General features: G+C 39.6%; 17 protein-coding genes and 1 pseudogene. 8 read left to right on the top strand and 10 right to left on the bottom strand.

Going from position 1 to position 17,561, the window contains the following annotated elements:
* The first annotated feature begins 41 nt into the window (after positions 1–41).
* The 5 genes from purL (at position 42) to F2A31_RS04825 (ending at position 5,397) form a co-directional block, all read left to right on the top strand.
* Positions 42–3,872, top strand: a complete 3,831-nt coding sequence (gene purL / locus F2A31_RS04810; RefSeq protein WP_150025431.1) for a phosphoribosylformylglycinamidine synthase — start codon at positions 42–44, stop codon at positions 3,870–3,872.
* A 67-nt stretch (positions 3,873–3,939) separates the two neighbouring features.
* Complete coding sequence (locus F2A31_RS04815; RefSeq protein WP_150025432.1) at positions 3,940–4,332, top strand: hypothetical protein; 393 nt, start codon at positions 3,940–3,942, stop codon at positions 4,330–4,332.
* A gap of 42 nt (positions 4,333–4,374) precedes the next feature.
* Complete coding sequence (locus F2A31_RS04820) at positions 4,375–4,788, top strand: hypothetical protein (RefSeq protein ID WP_130161106.1); 414 nt, start codon at positions 4,375–4,377, stop codon at positions 4,786–4,788.
* Between the two features lie 101 nt (positions 4,789–4,889).
* Positions 4,890–5,015, top strand: a complete 126-nt coding sequence (locus F2A31_RS15935; protein ID WP_004640092.1) for a KGW motif small protein — start codon at positions 4,890–4,892, stop codon at positions 5,013–5,015.
* Positions 5,016–5,082: 67 nt separating this feature from the next.
* Complete coding sequence (locus tag F2A31_RS04825) at positions 5,083–5,397, top strand: NGG1p interacting factor NIF3 (RefSeq protein WP_150025433.1); 315 nt, start codon at positions 5,083–5,085, stop codon at positions 5,395–5,397.
* Between the two features lies 1 nt (position 5,398).
* Here F2A31_RS04825 and F2A31_RS04830 read toward each other — a convergent pair whose 3' ends face one another.
* The 5 genes and pseudogenes from F2A31_RS04830 to F2A31_RS04850 all read right to left on the bottom strand — a co-directional run bounded on the left by F2A31_RS04830 (position 5,399) and on the right by F2A31_RS04850 (position 12,946).
* Positions 5,399–6,163, bottom strand: coding sequence for a nitroreductase family protein (locus F2A31_RS04830; protein ID WP_150025434.1), 765 nt, complete (start codon positions 6,161–6,163; stop codon positions 5,399–5,401).
* A gap of 191 nt (positions 6,164–6,354) precedes the next feature.
* Positions 6,355–8,076 carry a fructose-specific PTS transporter subunit EIIC gene (locus F2A31_RS04835; protein ID WP_150025435.1) on the bottom strand — a complete coding sequence of 574 codons (1,722 nt, stop codon included), beginning with the start codon at positions 8,074–8,076 and terminating at the stop codon, positions 6,355–6,357.
* Positions 8,063–9,012: pseudogene (gene pfkB, locus F2A31_RS04840) on the bottom strand (1-phosphofructokinase). Before pfkB ends, F2A31_RS04835 begins: the two are co-directional and overlap by 14 nt.
* Positions 9,005–11,857 (bottom strand): phosphoenolpyruvate--protein phosphotransferase, encoded by a 2,853-nt coding sequence (gene ptsP, locus F2A31_RS04845; RefSeq protein ID WP_150025436.1) that lies wholly within the window; start codon positions 11,855–11,857, stop codon positions 9,005–9,007. The pseudogene pfkB and the gene ptsP overlap by 8 nt, the downstream one beginning before the upstream one ends.
* A gap of 288 nt (positions 11,858–12,145) precedes the next feature.
* A complete protein-coding gene (locus F2A31_RS04850; protein WP_150025437.1) occupies positions 12,146–12,946 on the bottom strand; it encodes an enoyl-CoA hydratase-related protein in 801 nt (266 codons plus the stop codon).
* Positions 12,947–13,054: 108 nt separating this feature from the next.
* Here F2A31_RS04850 and F2A31_RS04855 point away from each other — a divergent pair, with 108 nt between their 5' ends.
* A complete protein-coding gene (locus tag F2A31_RS04855; protein ID WP_171490634.1) occupies positions 13,055–13,630 on the top strand; it encodes a nicotinate-nicotinamide nucleotide adenylyltransferase in 576 nt (191 codons plus the stop codon).
* Between the two features lie 17 nt (positions 13,631–13,647).
* Here F2A31_RS04855 and F2A31_RS04860 read toward each other — a convergent pair whose 3' ends face one another.
* On the bottom strand, positions 13,648–14,568 hold the full coding sequence (locus tag F2A31_RS04860) for a LysR family transcriptional regulator (RefSeq protein WP_150025439.1): 921 nt from the start codon (positions 14,566–14,568) through the stop codon (positions 13,648–13,650).
* Between the two features lie 125 nt (positions 14,569–14,693).
* Here F2A31_RS04860 and F2A31_RS04865 point away from each other — a divergent pair, with 125 nt between their 5' ends.
* On the top strand, positions 14,694–14,912 hold the full coding sequence (locus F2A31_RS04865; RefSeq protein WP_008941778.1) for a 2-hydroxymuconate tautomerase family protein: 219 nt from the start codon (positions 14,694–14,696) through the stop codon (positions 14,910–14,912).
* A gap of 1 nt (position 14,913) precedes the next feature.
* Positions 14,914–15,291 (top strand): nuclear transport factor 2 family protein, encoded by a 378-nt coding sequence (locus F2A31_RS04870; RefSeq protein WP_150025440.1) that lies wholly within the window; start codon positions 14,914–14,916, stop codon positions 15,289–15,291.
* Between the two features lie 9 nt (positions 15,292–15,300).
* Here the strand turns inward: F2A31_RS04870 and F2A31_RS04875 are convergent, their stop codons facing one another.
* The 4 genes from F2A31_RS04875 to F2A31_RS04890 form a co-directional block, all read right to left on the bottom strand.
* Positions 15,301–15,663: a glyoxalase superfamily protein gene (locus tag F2A31_RS04875; protein WP_150025441.1), complete on the bottom strand. Its 363-nt coding sequence runs from the start codon at positions 15,661–15,663 to the stop codon at positions 15,301–15,303.
* Positions 15,664–15,674: 11 nt separating this feature from the next.
* Complete coding sequence (locus F2A31_RS04880; RefSeq protein WP_150025442.1) at positions 15,675–16,253, bottom strand: CAP domain-containing protein; 579 nt, start codon at positions 16,251–16,253, stop codon at positions 15,675–15,677.
* Between the two features lie 117 nt (positions 16,254–16,370).
* Positions 16,371–16,835, bottom strand: coding sequence for a peroxiredoxin (locus F2A31_RS04885; protein ID WP_150025443.1), 465 nt, complete (start codon positions 16,833–16,835; stop codon positions 16,371–16,373).
* Between the two features lie 10 nt (positions 16,836–16,845).
* Positions 16,846–17,535, bottom strand: coding sequence for a Dph6-related ATP pyrophosphatase (locus F2A31_RS04890; RefSeq protein ID WP_150025444.1), 690 nt, complete (start codon positions 17,533–17,535; stop codon positions 16,846–16,848).
* Positions 17,536–17,561 lie beyond the last annotated feature (26 nt).

Consider the following 17,561-nt stretch of genomic DNA (forward strand, 5'->3'; position numbering starts at 1 on the left):
GCGGTGGGTCTGTTCGATCTGCCCGTGGAGCCAAAGTCAACATGTTTATCGTGGCCGGTGCATCAGCACATTCTTCTTTTAAGAAAGCTCAACTCTTAAACCGTTTAGCGTCAATGAGTTCTGTTCAATCTTTTGACAGCCAGTGGGTTTATTTGTTTGATCAAGCGCTCAACGAGCAGCAACATCAATCGGCATTACAACTTTTAAACGATGGTCAATCTTTCGAACTTCGCCAAGCTGCAAGTGATGAAATCCAAATTTTAGTAACTCCACGTGTTGGCACAATCTCTCCGTGGTCGTCTAAAGCAACTGATATTTTCCAAAACTGTAATACACCAGTACACCGTTTAGAACGTGGTCTTTTATTCACGTTAAAAGGTGTGACTGAAATTACGAATGAAGTGAAACAAGTACTTCATGACCGTATGACGGAAACAGTTTTTGCTCAAATTGATGAGGCAAAAGCTTTATTCTCAGAAACTGCGCCGAAGCCACTCAACTCAATTGATATCTTGGGTCAAGGTAAAGAAGCATTAGTTAAAGCGAATAATGAGTTTGGCTTTGCTTTATCTGAGCAAGAAATTGATTACTTAACCGAAGCATTTACTAAGCTTGGTCGTAATCCAAATGACATCGAATTGATGATGTTTGCTCAGGCGAATTCTGAACATTGTCGTCATAAAATCTTTGGTTCTGAATGGACAATTGATGGTGAAAAACAACCATTATCATTGTTCCAAATGATTAAGAATACCTATAAAGAATCTCCAACAGATGTATTGTCGGCGTATAAAGACAATGCTTCTGTGATCGTGGGTTATGACACGATGCGTTTTTATCCAAAAGCGGATGAAAATGGTCACTTTGTTTATAAATATAAGAGCCAAGCCGCTCATATTTTAATGAAGGTTGAAACGCATAACCACCCAACCGCAATTTCTCCATTTGCTGGTGCTGCAACTGGTTCAGGCGGTGAAATCCGTGATGAAGGTGCAACAGGTCGTGGTGGTAAACCCAAAGCAGGTTTAACAGGCTTTACGGTTTCTAACTTGAATATCCCTGGTTTCGAACAGCCTTGGGAAGAAAACTACGGTAAGCCTTCACGTATGGCATCGCCATTACAAATTATGATTGAAGGTCCATTGGGTGGTGCGGCGTTTAACAACGAGTTTGGCCGTCCTGCATTGAATGGTTATTTCCGTACCTTCGAACAGAATGTGAATGGTGAAGTTAAAGGCTTTCATAAACCAATTATGATCGCTGGTGGTTACGGCAACATTCGTCCTGACCATGTAGAAAAAGATGCAATTCAACCAGGTGACTTACTCATTGTATTGGGTGGTCCTGCCATGTTGATCGGTCTTGGTGGTGGTGCTGCATCATCTGTAGATAGCGGTACCATGGGCGAGAGTTTAGACTTTGCTTCGGTACAACGTGAAAATCCAGAAATGGAGCGCCGTTGCCAAGAAGTGATTGATACGTGCTGGCGCTTAGAAGACTTTAACCCAATCGTGTCTGTACATGACGTAGGTGCGGGCGGTCTATCAAATGCGATGCCTGAACTAGTGAATGATCATGAGTTAGGTGCTGTATTGAACCTTCGTAAGATTCCATCTTTAGAGTCAGGCATGAGCCCGATGGAAATCTGGTCAAATGAAGCGCAAGAACGTTATGTGTTAGCGATTCGTCCAGAATCTTTAGAACAGTTTGAAGAAATTTGTGCACGTGAGCGTTGTCCGTTTGCTGTATTGGGTGAAGCGACTGAAGCACGTCATTTGACTGTTGAAGATCCATTGTTTGAAAACAATGCAGTCGATATCCCAATGCAAGTGATGTTGGGTGGTACGCCTCGTATGCAACGTTCATATGAAACGATTGAACGTAAAGGTAATGACTTTGATGCATCAAAAGTTGATTTGAAAGATGCAATTTTCCGTGTATTGAAAAATCCAACAGTTGCATCTAAATCATTCTTGATCACGATTGGTGACCGCTCGATTACCGGTATGGTTGCTCGTGATCAAATGGTTGGTCGTTGGCAAGTTCCTGTTGCGGATGCAGCAGTAACAACGACAAGCTTGCAAGGCTTCACGGGTGAAGCAATGGCGATGGGTGAACGTCCACCAGTTGCTTTGTTAAATCCTGCAGCATCTGCACGTTTGGCAGTTGCTGAAGCGATTACTAATATTGCATGTGCAAACATCGAACAAATCAGCGATATCAAACTTTCTGCAAACTGGATGGCTGCTGCTGGTCAAAAAGGTGAAGACCAAGCCTTGTTTGAAGGTGTGAAAGCGATTGGTATGGAAATGTGTCCTGCATTGGGTATCGCCATTCCTGTTGGTAAAGACTCACTTTCAATGCGTACCACTTGGAATGACGGCGAAGATAAAGCCGTTACTTCTCCAATGACAGGCGTGATTACTGCGTTTGCACCTGTTTTAGATGTACGTAAAACATTAACACCTGAATTGAAGGACTTAGCAGACTCAGTACTGGTTCGTATTGATTTATCTAAAGGTCAATTCCGTTTAGGTGGTTCGATCCTTGCGCAAGTATATAAAGCAATCGGTTCAGTTACCCCAGATGTTGATAGTTTTGATGACTTCAAAGCATTCTTTGCCTTGATTCAAGACTGGAACAATCGTGGTTTGATCAAGGCTTACCATGACATCGGTGATGGCGGTTTATTGGCGACTGTTGCTGAAATGATGTTTGCTTCGCGCTTAGGTGTGGCTTTAGAAAATCAAACCACTGAAAGCTTATTTGCTGAAGAAATTGGTGCAGTACTTCAAATTACGGCTACTGATTGGGCACAGTTAGAAGTTGAAGTTGCAGCATCTAGCTTGAAAGATGCCATTGCAGTGGTAGGTCGTGTGAATACAACTGATCAATTGGTTGTAAATGGTTTAACACTTGAGCGTGCTGAACTACAACAAGCTTGGGCTGAAGTATCTCACCAGATCCAACGTTTACGTGACAACGTTGAAACAGCTGATCAAGAGTTTGCCTTAATTGCAGATAAAAACCACAAAGGTTTAATTGCTCAACCAACTTATGACTTAAATGAGCCAGTTGAAGCGCCGTTTATCAATACACGCCGTCCAAATATGGCAATTTTGCGTGAGCAAGGTGTAAATGGTCATGTGGAAATGGCTGCTGCTTTTGACAAAGTGGGCTTCAATACCATCGACGTACACATGAGTGACTTGCTTGCAGGTCGTGTGAGCTTAAGTGACTTTGAAGGCTTAGTGGCGTGTGGTGGCTTCTCATACGGTGACGTGATGGGTGCTGGTGGTGGCTGGGCGAAATCAGTATTGTTCAATGCGAAATTACGTGATCAGTTCGAACAATTCTTCCATCGTGAAAATACATTCAGCTTAGGCGTATGTAACGGTTGTCAAATGATGTCACAACTTGCACCACTGATTCCGGGTGCAGAGCATTGGGGACGTTTCCACCGTAACATGTCAGAAGTATTTGAAGCGCGTGCAGTGAACGTTCGTGTAGAGAAATCTGTTTCTGTGTTGCTTGAAGATATGCACGGCTCGATTTTACCGATCGCAGTTGCGCATGGTGAAGGTCGTTTAGTTGCAACTGAACAACAACTTGCAGCTTTAAATGCTGAGAACCAAGTGGTGTTACGTTATGTAGATAGCTTGGGTAATCCAACTCAACATTATCCGTTGAATCCAAATGGATCACCTGAAGCGATTACAGCTCAAACTTCTAAAGATGGTCGTGCAACAGTGATGATGCCACACCCAGAACGTAACTTCCGTGCTTTGCAGCATTCTTGGAAGCCTGAAGATTGGGCTGAAGATGGTGCTTGGTTGCGTATGTTCCGCAATGCACGTAAATTTATTGGTTAATGTGACTTAACCATAAGAGCCACCGAAAGGTGGCTTTTTTATTTTTAATGCTGATGTGGTACTTAAAATGAATACTTCGCACAGTGTAGTTATAAAAAATGATGTTGATCAAGAGGATATGAAGCTTTTAACGTCCTTTATATTCGATACTCCTGAAAGTGATATTCTGATTTTTAATATTTACGATGATGTAAATTTAGATGAGAACTTGTTATTTTGCATGGTTTCTTTATTGAAAGGCGATGTATTTTGTGAATTGTTTTTTACAAATACACCAAATACAAGTCCTGATATTTTTTTGAGTAAATTAAAGAAATGGACACTTGATAATGAAATCATATTTTATGTGAGTGATTTTAATTCTGAGTGCGATGATGGTTGTTTTCATAGGATAGAAAATGGAAATGTGACTAGAGAGTATCTCAGTATGGATGGTGATGATAATTGTTTTTTTAATTAATTAACTGAACGTGTGTAAATATTATTTTCGAGTAAGTATTAGATGATAGTAGATATTTTATGTATAAAAAAATTATTGATGACTAACAATTTTAGTGAAATATTTTTGGATCAGACTAAAGAAAATATCTTAAAAATATTTGGTAATCCTATAGATTCATCACCACAAAGAAAGAATAACAAAGAAATATTGTCTTATGGCGTGTTACAGATTTATCTGTTCAATAGTTTAGTAAAAGGTTTCACATTTGATTATCAAAAGGAAAAATATTTCGATGTTGATTTTACTTTATTAAAAATTCATCAAGATGAAATTGTTAAATTTTTAATGACTACTGGTATTGAATATGTAGAAGATATACAACTTTCTTTTCAAGTTGGTAGTATATTAAAAGTGAATAAAGTTTACCTAGGTTTTTCTGATGGGTTTTTAACCATATTTGGTATGTGTGAATAGTCTTTTTGGATAAATTTGGAACGTAACAATCTTGTATTTATTTAATCAAACTGGTTCAATTTTTGCTTTCTCAATAATGATCATAAAAATCGGAGAACAACATGATGAAAAACGAAAATTACATGAGGACGATCCATAGCAAAGGAAAAGGCTGGTTTTGGTTTGGTTTAACTGTGGTTCTCCAAATCTTATTCATAAGTTTGAGTTATGTCCTAATCAAGATTTAACTTTGATTCTTAACCTTTTTTAAAGCTATGATTTGAGTACAGCTTAACTTACTCAGCCATTCAACTTATGCTAAAACTTATTTATTACGTGCCAGAATCACATCTTGAATCAACTAAACTTGCTATCTTTGAAGCCGGTGCAGGTGGGATAGGGAATTATGAACAATGCGCTTGGCAAGTGAAAGGCATCGGGCAATTTAAGCCGGTTAAAGGTGCAAATCCATTTTTAGGGCAGTTAGATGAACTAGAACAATTCGAAGAATGGCGTGTTGAAACGATTGTGCCTGAAGAAAAAGCCAGTGCTGTGGCAAAGGCATTAAAGGCAAGCCATCCTTATGAAGAACCTGCCTTTGAGCTTATCCAAATATTAGATATAGAGTAATTTAGACTTTTTGAATAAATAAATCACGATCAAAACGATATTGAGGGAAGAACACGCCATCATTGGCACGTTCGCCCGCACCAATTACCATTACAGGATGTTGTTGATCATTGAGTTTTAAGATTTTTCGCACTAAAGGCTCATCAAAACCTTCCATCATACAACTATCAAAACCATAGGCACGTAACGCCAATACTAGGTTTTCACAAGCAAGCGCTGTGGTTTTAGTCGCCCATAATTTGGCATCAGCAGGGTTAAATGCAGTCACAGGAAGTTGTTTATCGAGTGTGCGGGCAACTTTAAATGCAACTTTTTTAAAGTTACCTAATGCGTTGAGATAACCTGTCTTATAGTTGTATGGGATAAAGCGGTAGTACTTTTGAATCGCTGGTGGTGCTTCGGGAAATGGAAACTCACTGATATTCAATTTTGCCATTTCATCCACACGATCCGTTCGAGCAACACAGACGATCAACTCAGATGCTGTTTTAGCAGCAAGTTGCCCTAAGCACGCCTTAACAAGTTGCTTTTTCTTGGCTGGGTTTTGTACGACATAAAATGTCCAAGGCTGTAAGTTTGATGAGTTGGGTGCAAGAAGTGCCAAATCTAAACATTCATCTAAAATCTCACTTGGAATCGGTTTATCAGTGAATTTACGTACTGAACGACGGCTTTCAATGACTTTACGGAAATTGGCAACATCAATATCTTGTGGGGCAGGTTCGTAGTAGCGTTTCTTTTCGACGGTTGCATTTGAAGTGGTCATGAGTCCGATATTTTCCAAAATGTTTATTCTTCTATTGGGATGTATCTGAAAAAACCAACTGATGAATCGAAAAAGTTACTTTTCTATAAAGTTTATAGTTATTCGATTTTTAGAATCAAAGCTCATCTAAATAGAAAAGCAAGTTACTCAATGGGAATAACTTGCTTGTAAAATCAGAATGTAAGGACGATTTAGGCAGGGGCGGTTTCTAGTTTCTGCTCAGGACGTTTGAGTAATGCATAACTAATGCCTGTAATACAGCTACCTGCTGTAATTGCAGCGAGATATAGCCACGCATGATTAATTGCATTTGGAATCAGTAAAACAAATACGCCACCATGTGGTGTAACCAGTTCACAGTGGAATAAGGCAACCAATGCACCTGTAACAGCACCACCTAAAATACAAGCAGGAATCACACGCATCGGATCTTTAGCTGCAAAGGGAATTGCACCTTCCGAAATAAAACATAGACCTAATACAAAAGCAGCTTTGCCAGCATCTCGTTCACTTTGATTGAATTTATTTTTTGCTAACAAGGTTGCAATCGCCATACCAATGGCTGGAACCATACCGCCAGCCATGGTCGCCGCCATTGGCATATAGGTATTTGTCGTGAGTAGTCCTACGGTAAAGGCATAAGCTGCTTTATTAATTGGACCGCCCAAATCAATACACATCATTGATGCGAGTACAACTCCCATTAAAACAGCATTGGTTGTGCCCATATTGTTGAGGAAATCTTTCATCATCTCAAAGATATGTGCGACTGGCTGTCCAACTACATAGTACATAATCAAACCTACCGATAATGTGCCTAAAAGCGGAACAATCAGAATAGGTTTCAATGACTCCAAACTGGTTGGTAATTTGATTTTTTTGGCGAGAAATAGGGCAATGTAACCTGCAAGGAAACCTGAAACGATACCACCGAGGAATCCAGCTTCAAGTTGTGTGGCAATTAATCCACCAATCAAACCTGGCGCTAAACCGGGACGATCAGCTATTGAATAGGCAATATAACCCGAAAGCATTGGCACCATTAAGGTAAATGCTGCTGCACCGATTTGCTTTAATATATAAGCTAAGCTTCCTGTTTCTTCTGCTGCATTCAGCCCGAAACAAAGTGATAGCGCAATTAAAAGACCACCTGCCACGACCATAGGCAGCATGAAAGACACACCTGTTAGTAGGTGCTTATAAACGCCAGTTTTTTCTTGGCTTTTATTTTCTGCCGTTTGTTTACTTTGTTTGGATGATTCAAGAACGGTTGCTTCACTGATTGCTTCGGCAAATGCTTTATCTGTTTGCTTGAGGGCAAAGCCTGTACTGCAGCGATAAACACGTTTACCTACAAAACGATCGGTATTTACTTCAATATCAGTGGCTAGAATAACAATGTCAGCTGCAGCAATGGCTTCATCTGTGAGGATGTTTTTTGCACCTACAGAGCCTTGTGTTTCAACATCAATCTGATAGCCAAGTTTATTTGCACCTTGTTGCAATGCTTCGGCAGCCATAAACGTATGAGCAACACCCGTTGGGCAAGCGGTAATCGCAACAAAACGTTGCGCTTGCTGTGTGTTGTTCAATTGAGTTTCAGCTTTGAGTTGATCAATCGGTTGTGCATGCGTTAAAGCGTATTCAAAGGCCTGCTGAATATCTTGGTTCGCTTGTTCCAGTGAAATGGTTACAACAGAATAGGCTTTAAATGGGTCAAGTTGAGTCGGTGTTTGACCAATAAAAACAACTTTACTAAATGCAATGTTAGGAATTTGATCTTTTACTGAAATAGTATGACTTTCAAAACCTTGTTGTTTCGCAAGTTGCGCTAATTTTTTTGTCAGAATCAATGCATCAACAGGATTTTGAGGATGATTGATGACCAATAAGATAGAGTTAAGGGTTTGCATCAGATTCACTCAAGGTTTTGATCGTGGTGTGTTGTTTTAAATCAGCTAAAAGTTCAGGGGGGGAACACGAAAGCCCACCTGAGTTACGGCATGACTGGCAATCGCCGTTGCTGTTGCTAGGATATCGTCTGTCGGTAATTGGCATGCTAATCCATGAATCATGCCTGCCAAAAGAGAATCTCCAGCACCTACTGTACTTTTCACATGTACTTGAGGGGGGTGTGCAGCATAAGCTTTGTTTTGATGAAGCCAATGTACGCCATGTTCACCCATTGAAATGACGATATGTTCAATTTGAGAATTGAGTGATTTAAATAATTGTTGTTGATCGTCAAGGTTTTCAGCTAGCACGCCAAAACTTTCTTGTAATTCATCGGTATTGGGTTTGATCATCCACGGATTCATAGCGATCGCTGCAGTTAAAGCCTTGCCACTCGTGTCTACAGCAACAGGTTTGTTTTGTAGGTGTAGAATTTGAATGAGCTGTTTTAAATCATCCACGCCAAAGCCCAACGGTAGGCTACCCGCAATCACCACATAATCTACAGAGTCACTACATTGTTGAATACGTTTGAACAATGCTTGTTTATCTTCAGTAGACACCTGAAAGCCTTGACCATTAATATCGGTCATTCGTCCAGACTGTTCAGCAATTTTGATGTTTTGGCGGGTTTCACCTTCGATATAAATAAACTGGTCATCAAACTGCATAGTTTGAAAATGCTGTTTAAAGAGCGTTTGATTTTTTGTACCTAAAAAACCAGACACAATTAACTCATGCCCTAAATCATGTAGCACTTGAGCAACATTGAGCCCTTTACCTGCGGCGTGGTACTGAATGTTCTGCTGACGATTGACTTCGCCAATACGTAACTGTTCAAGTTCGATGGTGGCATCAATGGCAGGGTTGAGAGTAATGGTTAAAATTTTAGCCATGTGTTTGCTCCACGAATGATCGAACGGCAAATGCACTTTCACATTTGAGTGCTTGTTGGGCAAGCTGTTGGCAATCAGCAAAATTAAGCTGACGAATTTGTGCTTTCACTAGCGGAATACTGGACGCTGACATACTGAGTTCGTCCACACCCAAACCCAGTAAAACAGGCACAGCTTTGGGATCTGCAGCAAGCTCACCACAGACGCCGACCCATTTTTGCTGTGCGTGAGCTGCACGTACAGTTTGATCAATTAACATTAAAATACTTGGGTGGAGCCCATCAGCTTCGCCAGACAAAACTGGATGTCCGCGATCGATCGCTAAGGTGTATTGGGTCAAGTCATTGGTACCAATACTGAAAAAGTCGACTTCTTTTGCAAGCAAGGGCGCGATTAATGCAGCTGATGGAACCTCAATCATAATACCGACTTCGAGATTTGGGCAGGGATGCTTGAGCAAAACCTCATCTAAAATTGCTTTAGCAGCGCGCCATTCTTCAATACGTCCGACCATCGGGAACATGATTCTTAAAGGACGATCATCTGCAGCACGAACCAAAGCAGTGAGTTGCTGACGTAATAGTTGTGGTTTACGTAAGGTTAAACGGATACCACGCACGCCCAAGAAAGGGTTTTCTTCGGCATCGATTGGTAAGTATGGTAATGGTTTATCACCACCGACATCTAAGGTACGTACCACCAATGGTCGACCAGCCAACGTATCTAATACATGACGGTATTCTTTTTCTTGTACATCTTCATCTGGTGCTTGGCGATGCGCCATAAAGACTAATTCAGTGCGCAATAAACCAATTGCTTCTGCCCCATAGTTTACTGCTTTTTCAGTATCTAAAATTTTGCCGAGATTGGCCGCGACTTCGACTTGGTGCTGGTCTAAGGTAATCGCTGGCTCGTGACAATGTTGCTCAGCTTCATGACGACGTTGTTGTTGTAACTCACGTTCTTGGATGGCATCGTCAATCTGTGCTTGAGATGGATTGATTTCGAATGCACCCGTATCACCATTAATTAATACCGTTGTATGAGGTGTGATGTTAAGCACCGCGTCACTTGCACCTACAATCGCCGGAATTCCCAAAGCACGGGCAACAATCGCACTATGCGCACTTGCACCACCCACAGCAGTCAGAATACCTGCGACACGGTCTTTATTCAGGCGTGCTACATCGCTTGGCCCTACATCATGCATGATTAAAATATAGGGTTGCTCAGGTTCTTGAGCTGCAACCTCATTACATAAAACAGCTAAGACCTTGTCACCAATATCACGTAGATCAGCGGCACGTTCTGCGAGCAGACGATCGGGTAGAGCAGCTTGGGCTTGAGCTGCTTTTTCAATATATTGATGCCATGCTGCAGGTGCACTTAGATTTTGATTCAGAGACTGGTGAACTTGCTGAATGAGATCAGGGTCATCCAGCATTTCCAAATGTGCCATAAAGATTTGTTTGATTTCATTGGCTTCAGTTTTGGCTATGAGTTGATGGAGTGTGTTTTTTACACTATGTAGTGCAATTTCTAGTTTTTCCTTTTCTGCTTTTACATTATTTCCAAAACGTTCATATTGGAAATGTTTCGGTTTGATTACATGAGCTGGGCCAAAAGCGAGTCCTGTGGATGCAGGAATACCTGTTGTTGGTGTTGTAATCTCTTCTTCAAACTCAAGAGTATTGGTCTGTTGACTGTCAATTTTATGTTCAATTGCTTCGACCTCTTCACCTAAACCTTGTTGAACAGCTTGGATAATTTTCGAAAGGCCTTCTACAGCATCTGTATCCGGTTCAGCAATGAAAGTAAGTGTTTGTCCATATTTGCAACCCATTGCGAGTAGTTTGGTTAAGCTTTTTGCAGAGATGAATTGTCCATCATCCACAGCAACTCGAATTTCGCCTTGATAAGTTTTGGTAATATTAACCAGTTGAGTTGCAGGGCGGGCATGTAGTCCATGCGCATTTGCCAACACAATACGTTGTGATGGCCAATCTGGGATCGTTTCCGCGCCAACCAGTTTGGCAATATCTTGACGATTATGCTGATCATTGAGTTGTTGCTGGATTTGTGGTTGGAATAATAAATCGAGTAAGCGTTGTAATTGTTGGTAATCTAATTGTTCGTGCTGGGCAATACAAATCAAGGTTTGAATTTGTCCGTTTTTAAAATCGATGGTTTGATCAGCTTTGACGATACTCACTGCAGATTGTGAAACATAGTTTTTTGCAGAAATAGACCAAAGCGTATCTTGAATTTGGATGAGATTTTTAGGATCAAGTTGACTGATGAAACCAGCCTCAACTAATTTTTGTTGTTTGAGGAGTTTATTTGCTGACCATAAAAAATCGTCAATATCAGTAACTTGAATTTGAGTTTCAATTAGGTTTTCATGTAAAACTAATGTTTCGGGTTGAGCTTGTAAAATCTCAATAATTTGCGCTGCATTTTTAGCGTGTTGGACTTGATCTGAAACATCTTGAGAAAGTGCACGAGTCAGAATTTGCAAAACTTGTAAATGTTCATCAGACTTTGCTGCAATCACAACAGCTAAATAAACTGTATTTTCGCCGTCCCAAACCACACCTTTTGGGAAATGTGCTAAACGAATGCCCGTTTCTAAAATAAATTCACGGGATTGCGGAGTGCCGTGAGGGATTGCAATCCCTTGACCCAAATAGGTTGCACTTTGAGCTTCACGTGCATGTAATCCAGATAAGTAATCTGCTTTGACTAATTGATCTTGAACCAAAATATTGGCTAAACATTCGAGAGCTTCTGCCTTATCCTTAGCAGATTGATTCATATGTACATGTTGTGGCTCAAGTACAAACATAAAACATCCTTTAATGATGAAAATAATAATCTCTGTTAAGTCTATACTTCGATATAACAGCAGAGATATTTTTTTAAATTAACCGTATATGTCGCAGGCAATTGCAAACGATCAACAGCACACGTCAAAGATAAAAAAAAGAAGCTAATTTCCATTTCATGTCTCTGACAATCATGGTTTAGCTTCTTAATTTAAACTTTAACAGATGCTCAAAAAGATATCGAGGTGAAAATCTTACAAATTCCTCTGAGGATACATTTTATAAACATCTATGCCGTTTATATTTGCTTAATTAAACTGTGAGAAGTCCGGCTTACGCTTTTGCATAAAGGCTTGAACTGCTTCCATCATCTCAGGAGAGCGTACGCGTTGCATAAAGATTTCAGCTTCTTCATCAACACATGCAATGATTTCAGCTAAGTCTTTTTTCATCAAAGCCTTACTTTGCTTAATTGACGCCAATGGTAATGCAGCTAACTGTTGAGCCGTTTGTTGAGCCGTTGCATATGCATCTTCAACAACATCATTCACTAGATTTGCTTTCACTGCTGTTGCAGCATCAAATTTCTTGGCAGTAAACAATAACTCAGCAGCTTTTTGATAGCCAGCCTGTTTCACGAGTAAACGACTTGCTGCACCTTCTGGAGAGAGACCAAGGCTGACAAATGGAATTTGGAATAGGGCAGTGTTGTCAGCATATACAAGATCAGCATGGAGTAAGATCGTTACACCAATACCAATTGCAACACCTTTCACTGCAATAATCAATGGTTTAGAAAAATGAGCCGCAGCTTTTAATAAAACAAATGGTGGTTGATCACCTGCTTTGCCCTCATGTGGCTTTTGAATAAAGCCCATGAAGTCCTTCATGTCATTACCCGCAGTAAAGTCTTGTTCTGCTCCACGGAAAATAACCACACGAACTTCTTTACTTGCATCTGCCTCATCTAAAGCTTTTGCGATCCAAAGATAAAGTTCGCCGTAAAGTGCATTCTTGGCTTCTGAACGGTTAATGGCTAAGGTGAGTACGCCATCTTCTAAATTTGCTTGCAAATGTTGATGAGGTTGTTGAATACAGCTAAGTGTCATCGTACTATCCTTGCTTTAATCCAGATTGATTTTTAAAGTGGTCTCATTATGTCGCATATTTATTTTTATAGTGCAACTGATGAGTTCACAAAAAGTGAAATTAAGCCTATGTACACATTTGACTATCTCGTTTTTATTGGACGTTTCCAGCCTTTTCATTTGGCACATATGCTGACCATTGAAATTGCACTGAGACAGAGTCAGCATGTGGTACTTGCTTTAGGCTCAGCACAACCAGAACGAAATACCAAGAATCCATTTTTGGCTACGGAACGCGAGCAGATGATTCTTTCTAATTTTTCTGAGGAAGATCAAAAACGTATTCATTTTGTGCATGTTATTGATGTTTATAATGATGAAAAATGGGTAAAACAAGTCAAACAACTGGTAAATCAGGTTGTTCCTGCGCATTCCAATGTTGGCCTAATTGGTCACTTTAAAGATGAATCATCTTATTATTTAAAATTATTTCCAGAGTGGACAATGGTTGAACTTGAGAGTTTAAAAGCCTCAATGTCAGCAACACCGATGCGTGAAGCTTATTATCGCGGTGAAATCAGAACTCAAGCTTTTCCAAAAGGCAGTATTCAATTTTTAGAGAACTTTCAAAAAACGCCTATTTATGCAGCGTTACAACAAAAGTTTTTGGCAGGTGACACGAGTAATTTAGACCTTACGGAATAAAGTGAGTTGATGAACCTTTAAAGAACGTCTGTTTTTAAATGTGTTATTAAAAAATCAATGAAGGTACGAATATGTGCTGATGCATATTTTTGAGATGGGTAAACTAAAGAAAATGGACGACTTGCTCCAGCAAATGGATGCAACAGTTCTACGAATTGTCTATTTTGAATGTCTTGCGCAACGATAAACCGATAGGTTTGTAATAATCCTGCACCATGTTTCGCAAGCGTAACTGTCCCTAAGATGTCATCTAGACAATGTAATGATCCCTTGGTGGTATATTCATGGATCTGATTGTTGACTTTAAACAGCCAAGGAACACTTTTCCCCGTGCTGGGTAAGATGAATTGCAAGCATTCGTGCTGATCTAATGCTGCGATATCTGTTGGTCTTGTATGTGAATCAATATAGCTTGCTGCAGCAACCACAACTAATTCAGCATGTTCTAAGGTACGAACGATTAGATTGGAGTCTTTGAAGTATCTGCCACGAATTGCTAAGTCAAAACCCTCCGCAATGAAGTCGACATTTTTATTGGTTAATTGAAGATCAATCTGAATGTTTGGGTATGTTTGTTTAAAAATTGGAATTAGCGGTAATACTCGATAATGTCCATAAGGAGTAGGGAGGCTGATGCGAATTCTACCATTGAGTTGCTGACTTTGATTTCTTAATAATTGTTCTGCTTCAATAATTTGGGTTAAGCCTTGTTGACATTGTTGAAAGTAAATTTCACCTGCATGGGTCAAGCGAACTTGACGTGTACTCCGAACAAATAATTGCGTATTGAGACGTTGCTCTAGACGAGCAATAGAGCGGCTGACAGCAGCTGGTGTCAGGCCAGCAATTTTGGCTGCTTGAGTAAAACTTTTATGCTCAGCGACAGCACAGAATAATTCAACACTACTCAACATCACATTTTTTAGTTGTTGTGTCATTTATTACACCATGTAAAAAATGATTTGATCTAAAGGCTATTTAATCACATTGATGTAAATAATACGATGAACAATAACCCTAGCCAGTTTATTTCAACCAATAATTTCTAAATGAGGAAATAGCGATGCCTTATATTTTGATTCAAGTCACTAAAGAAGGTGTGACAACAGCACAGAAACAACAATTGATTCGTGGTGCAACCGATTTGTTGGTCAATGTACTGGATAAAGAGCCAGCCACGACCTTTGTCGTGATTGATGAGGTTGAAACAGATAATTGGGGAGTAGCAGGTGAATCTGTATCCGTGATACGCCAAAAGTACTTACAAAGTTTGGATCAATAAAATGAAGAAACATGCAATATTTGATATTCAGCAGCAAATAGAAAAATATTTTGATGCTTTATATTTCTGTGATCTGGCGCTTTTAAAACAAGTTTTTCATGCTGATGCGATTTATATGAATGTAACTGAACAGCCCATATTACGATTGGATATGGCTGAGTATTTTTTGATTGTTGAAAGCAGAACTTCTCCTGATTTAAAAAATCAGATTAGACAAGATAAAGTGAAATCTATTGATTTAATCCATGATCAGTTAGCAATCGTACATGTTGAATGCGTGATTGAGCCTAAGTATTTTTATGATGCACTCACATTTACCTTAGATCATGATCAATGGAAAATTATCAGTAAAGTTTTTAGTTATCAATTGCTTGATTAGATCAGCAGTCTAGGCATCTTCCCAAAAAATCAGCCGATTAGAGAATGGATCTGTAATGCTTAACTCAAGTGTTTCCCAATCTGTTTTTTCAACTTGTGGTTTTGCATATTTATAATCTTTTTGAATTAACTCTGTGTGCAGGGCATCTAGATTTTCCCAATAAATGCGGATTGCACTATGCGGACTGGCATCACCAAAATGTTCAGATAGGTGAATAATGCAGTCACCTTTTGAGATCTGTAGATATAAAGGAAAATTATCTGCAAATTTGTGCTGCCAATCGATATGGAAACCGAGATATTCCATATAAAAATTATGAGCTACATCAATATCAAAAATACGTAAAATAGGGGTAATCGATCCAGAGTACATAGTTTAACCTTCTAGCGGATGCCAAATTGCTGAGTCCAGTAGTGACGTTGTTGAGGTGATTGATCAGGAGTACAAGCGATCGCATAATCTGTAAATTTTGGGTGCATCATATTGCTGCAATGTGTTGGGCTTTTAAGCCATGATGCTAGAACCTCTTCAAGATTTTTCTGTCCACGGGCGACATTTTCGGCACCACCGCGACTGTTAAATTGGGATTGCTTTAAGCGAGTTCTTAAATCTTGCCCCGTCGAACTGACATGACCTAGAAAGTTGTGTGTTGACATGTCTTTGGAGTGCGTTAAGGCTGTTTTATATAAATGTTGATTCCAAGCTAATGGCTTTGCAGCAGCATAATGTTGTTGTCCGCATTGGCGAGATTGACTGCGTAGATGGTTGATTGCATTCATGATTGCCTGTTGATAGGCTGGATTTGATAGATCCTGACAAGTGATATTTATACTTGCTTTTGTTGTTTGTATTACAGGTGTTTGGCTAATTTGATTGTTTGGCAGATGAGGAGTGCCAGAATTGCTACAAGCTGAGATTAGAATTCCAAATGGTATCAATATAGATGGTTTAGAAATATTCATGTGATTGCTTAGACTTTAATTATTATGATTTTTTAATAATACTTTATGGCATTAAGATTGAATATGCTTCTTTATGTAAAAAGCGGGATTTAACCCCCGCTTTATGAAGGCTTGAAATTACATTTCAGCCTGAAGTGCTTTTAGATCTGCTAACACTTGTTCTGCATGGCCAGCCGCTTTGACTTTTCGATAGCTTTTAACCAATTTTTGATTATGGAAAATGAATGTTGAGCGTTCGATCCCCATCACTTGCTTACCATACATGTTCTTCTCTTTGATCACATCAAAATGCTTACAAAGAATTTCTTCCTTATCGCTGATAAGATCGATTGTCAGTGCTTGTTTCTCAGTAAAATTTTGATGTGCTTTTACAGAGTCGCGTGACACCCCAATTATTTGACAATTCAAGGCGTCAAATTGATCTTTTAGGCATGAAAAACCTACCGCTTGAGTCGTGCAACCTGGCGTTGAATCTTTAGGGTAGAAATACAAAATTAGCCATTCATTGGTGAGTTCAGTGAGGTTTAACTCACCATGTGTGGTCGGGAATGTTTGATTCGGTAGTTGAATATTCTCAGACATATTTCATCCTTCAATCTATTTGATCTAATTCAAGTGGTAAAAAAGCATATTCTTCATGATAAACAATATCGCAGCGACGTACAGGAATAGCTTTGTTAAAAATTGGTCCATCAATCACTGTTGTATGAAATTCACCACTTTCGCCACATGGATCAATCCCACGATTTTCAAGTTCTTGGATATATTCTAGAGTTAAGGTTTTGCCTAAATCTTCTATCTTCATTCCCAATTTAAGATTTACGGTGACGATTACACTTTGAAATCCGAGATTAATAAATTCTTCAACCACTTCACGATGTGGGCGCAACCATAAAGGCATACCTAGTTTTAGCCCAACTTGTTGAGTTATACGATCATGCCAGCATCCATGTTCAGGCATATCTAAATCGCCTGTAACTAATACTTCTGCATTTTGCTGTTTAGCTTGTTCAAGTAGTGCAATAAATTTAGTTTCATAATCAGCCCAACTCGAAGAAGCCATAAACACGGGTAGACCAATTGCATTAGCTTGAGCGTGGATGATATCAAGTGGCATCGCATGTGAACGAGAGCGTTGTCCTTGCTCTTCCAGCATTACAATTAGCCCGATGACAGTACCAGCTTGCATAGCATGATACAAAGCGAGAGTGCTATCTTTACCTCCACTAAAAGAGACGACTGATCGGCTATTGGTTGCATTATTTTTCCATTGATCATACATGGGGGTTATTCAGCCGATTTAAATAA

It is taken from the genome of Acinetobacter suaedae, assembly GCF_008630915.1.
In the GTDB taxonomy this organism is placed as follows: domain Bacteria; phylum Pseudomonadota; class Gammaproteobacteria; order Pseudomonadales; family Moraxellaceae; genus Acinetobacter; species Acinetobacter suaedae.

Coding starts and splice junctions, on each gene's coding strand:
- purL (WP_150025431.1), top strand. CDS start 42: ATGTTTATCGTGGCCGGTGCATCAGCACATTCTTCTTTTAAGAAAGCT.
- F2A31_RS04815 (WP_150025432.1), top strand. CDS start 3,940: ATGAATACTTCGCACAGTGTAGTTATAAAAAATGATGTTGATCAAGAG.
- F2A31_RS04820 (WP_130161106.1), top strand. CDS start 4,375: ATGATAGTAGATATTTTATGTATAAAAAAATTATTGATGACTAACAAT.
- F2A31_RS15935 (WP_004640092.1), top strand. CDS start 4,890: ATGATGAAAAACGAAAATTACATGAGGACGATCCATAGCAAAGGAAAA.
- F2A31_RS04825 (WP_150025433.1), top strand. CDS start 5,083: ATGCTAAAACTTATTTATTACGTGCCAGAATCACATCTTGAATCAACT.
- F2A31_RS04830 (WP_150025434.1), bottom strand. CDS start 6,163: ATGACCACTTCAAATGCAACCGTCGAAAAGAAACGCTACTACGAACCT.
- F2A31_RS04835 (WP_150025435.1), bottom strand. CDS start 8,076: ATGCAAACCCTTAACTCTATCTTATTGGTCATCAATCATCCTCAAAAT.
- ptsP (WP_150025436.1), bottom strand. CDS start 11,857: ATGTTTGTACTTGAGCCACAACATGTACATATGAATCAATCTGCTAAG.
- F2A31_RS04850 (WP_150025437.1), bottom strand. CDS start 12,946: ATGACACTTAGCTGTATTCAACAACCTCATCAACATTTGCAAGCAAAT.
- F2A31_RS04855 (WP_171490634.1), top strand. CDS start 13,055: ATGTACACATTTGACTATCTCGTTTTTATTGGACGTTTCCAGCCTTTT.
- F2A31_RS04860 (WP_150025439.1), bottom strand. CDS start 14,568: ATGACACAACAACTAAAAAATGTGATGTTGAGTAGTGTTGAATTATTC.
- F2A31_RS04865 (WP_008941778.1), top strand. CDS start 14,694: ATGCCTTATATTTTGATTCAAGTCACTAAAGAAGGTGTGACAACAGCA.
- F2A31_RS04870 (WP_150025440.1), top strand. CDS start 14,914: ATGAAGAAACATGCAATATTTGATATTCAGCAGCAAATAGAAAAATAT.
- F2A31_RS04875 (WP_150025441.1), bottom strand. CDS start 15,663: ATGTACTCTGGATCGATTACCCCTATTTTACGTATTTTTGATATTGAT.
- F2A31_RS04880 (WP_150025442.1), bottom strand. CDS start 16,253: ATGAATATTTCTAAACCATCTATATTGATACCATTTGGAATTCTAATC.
- F2A31_RS04885 (WP_150025443.1), bottom strand. CDS start 16,835: ATGTCTGAGAATATTCAACTACCGAATCAAACATTCCCGACCACACAT.
- F2A31_RS04890 (WP_150025444.1), bottom strand. CDS start 17,535: ATGTATGATCAATGGAAAAATAATGCAACCAATAGCCGATCAGTCGTC.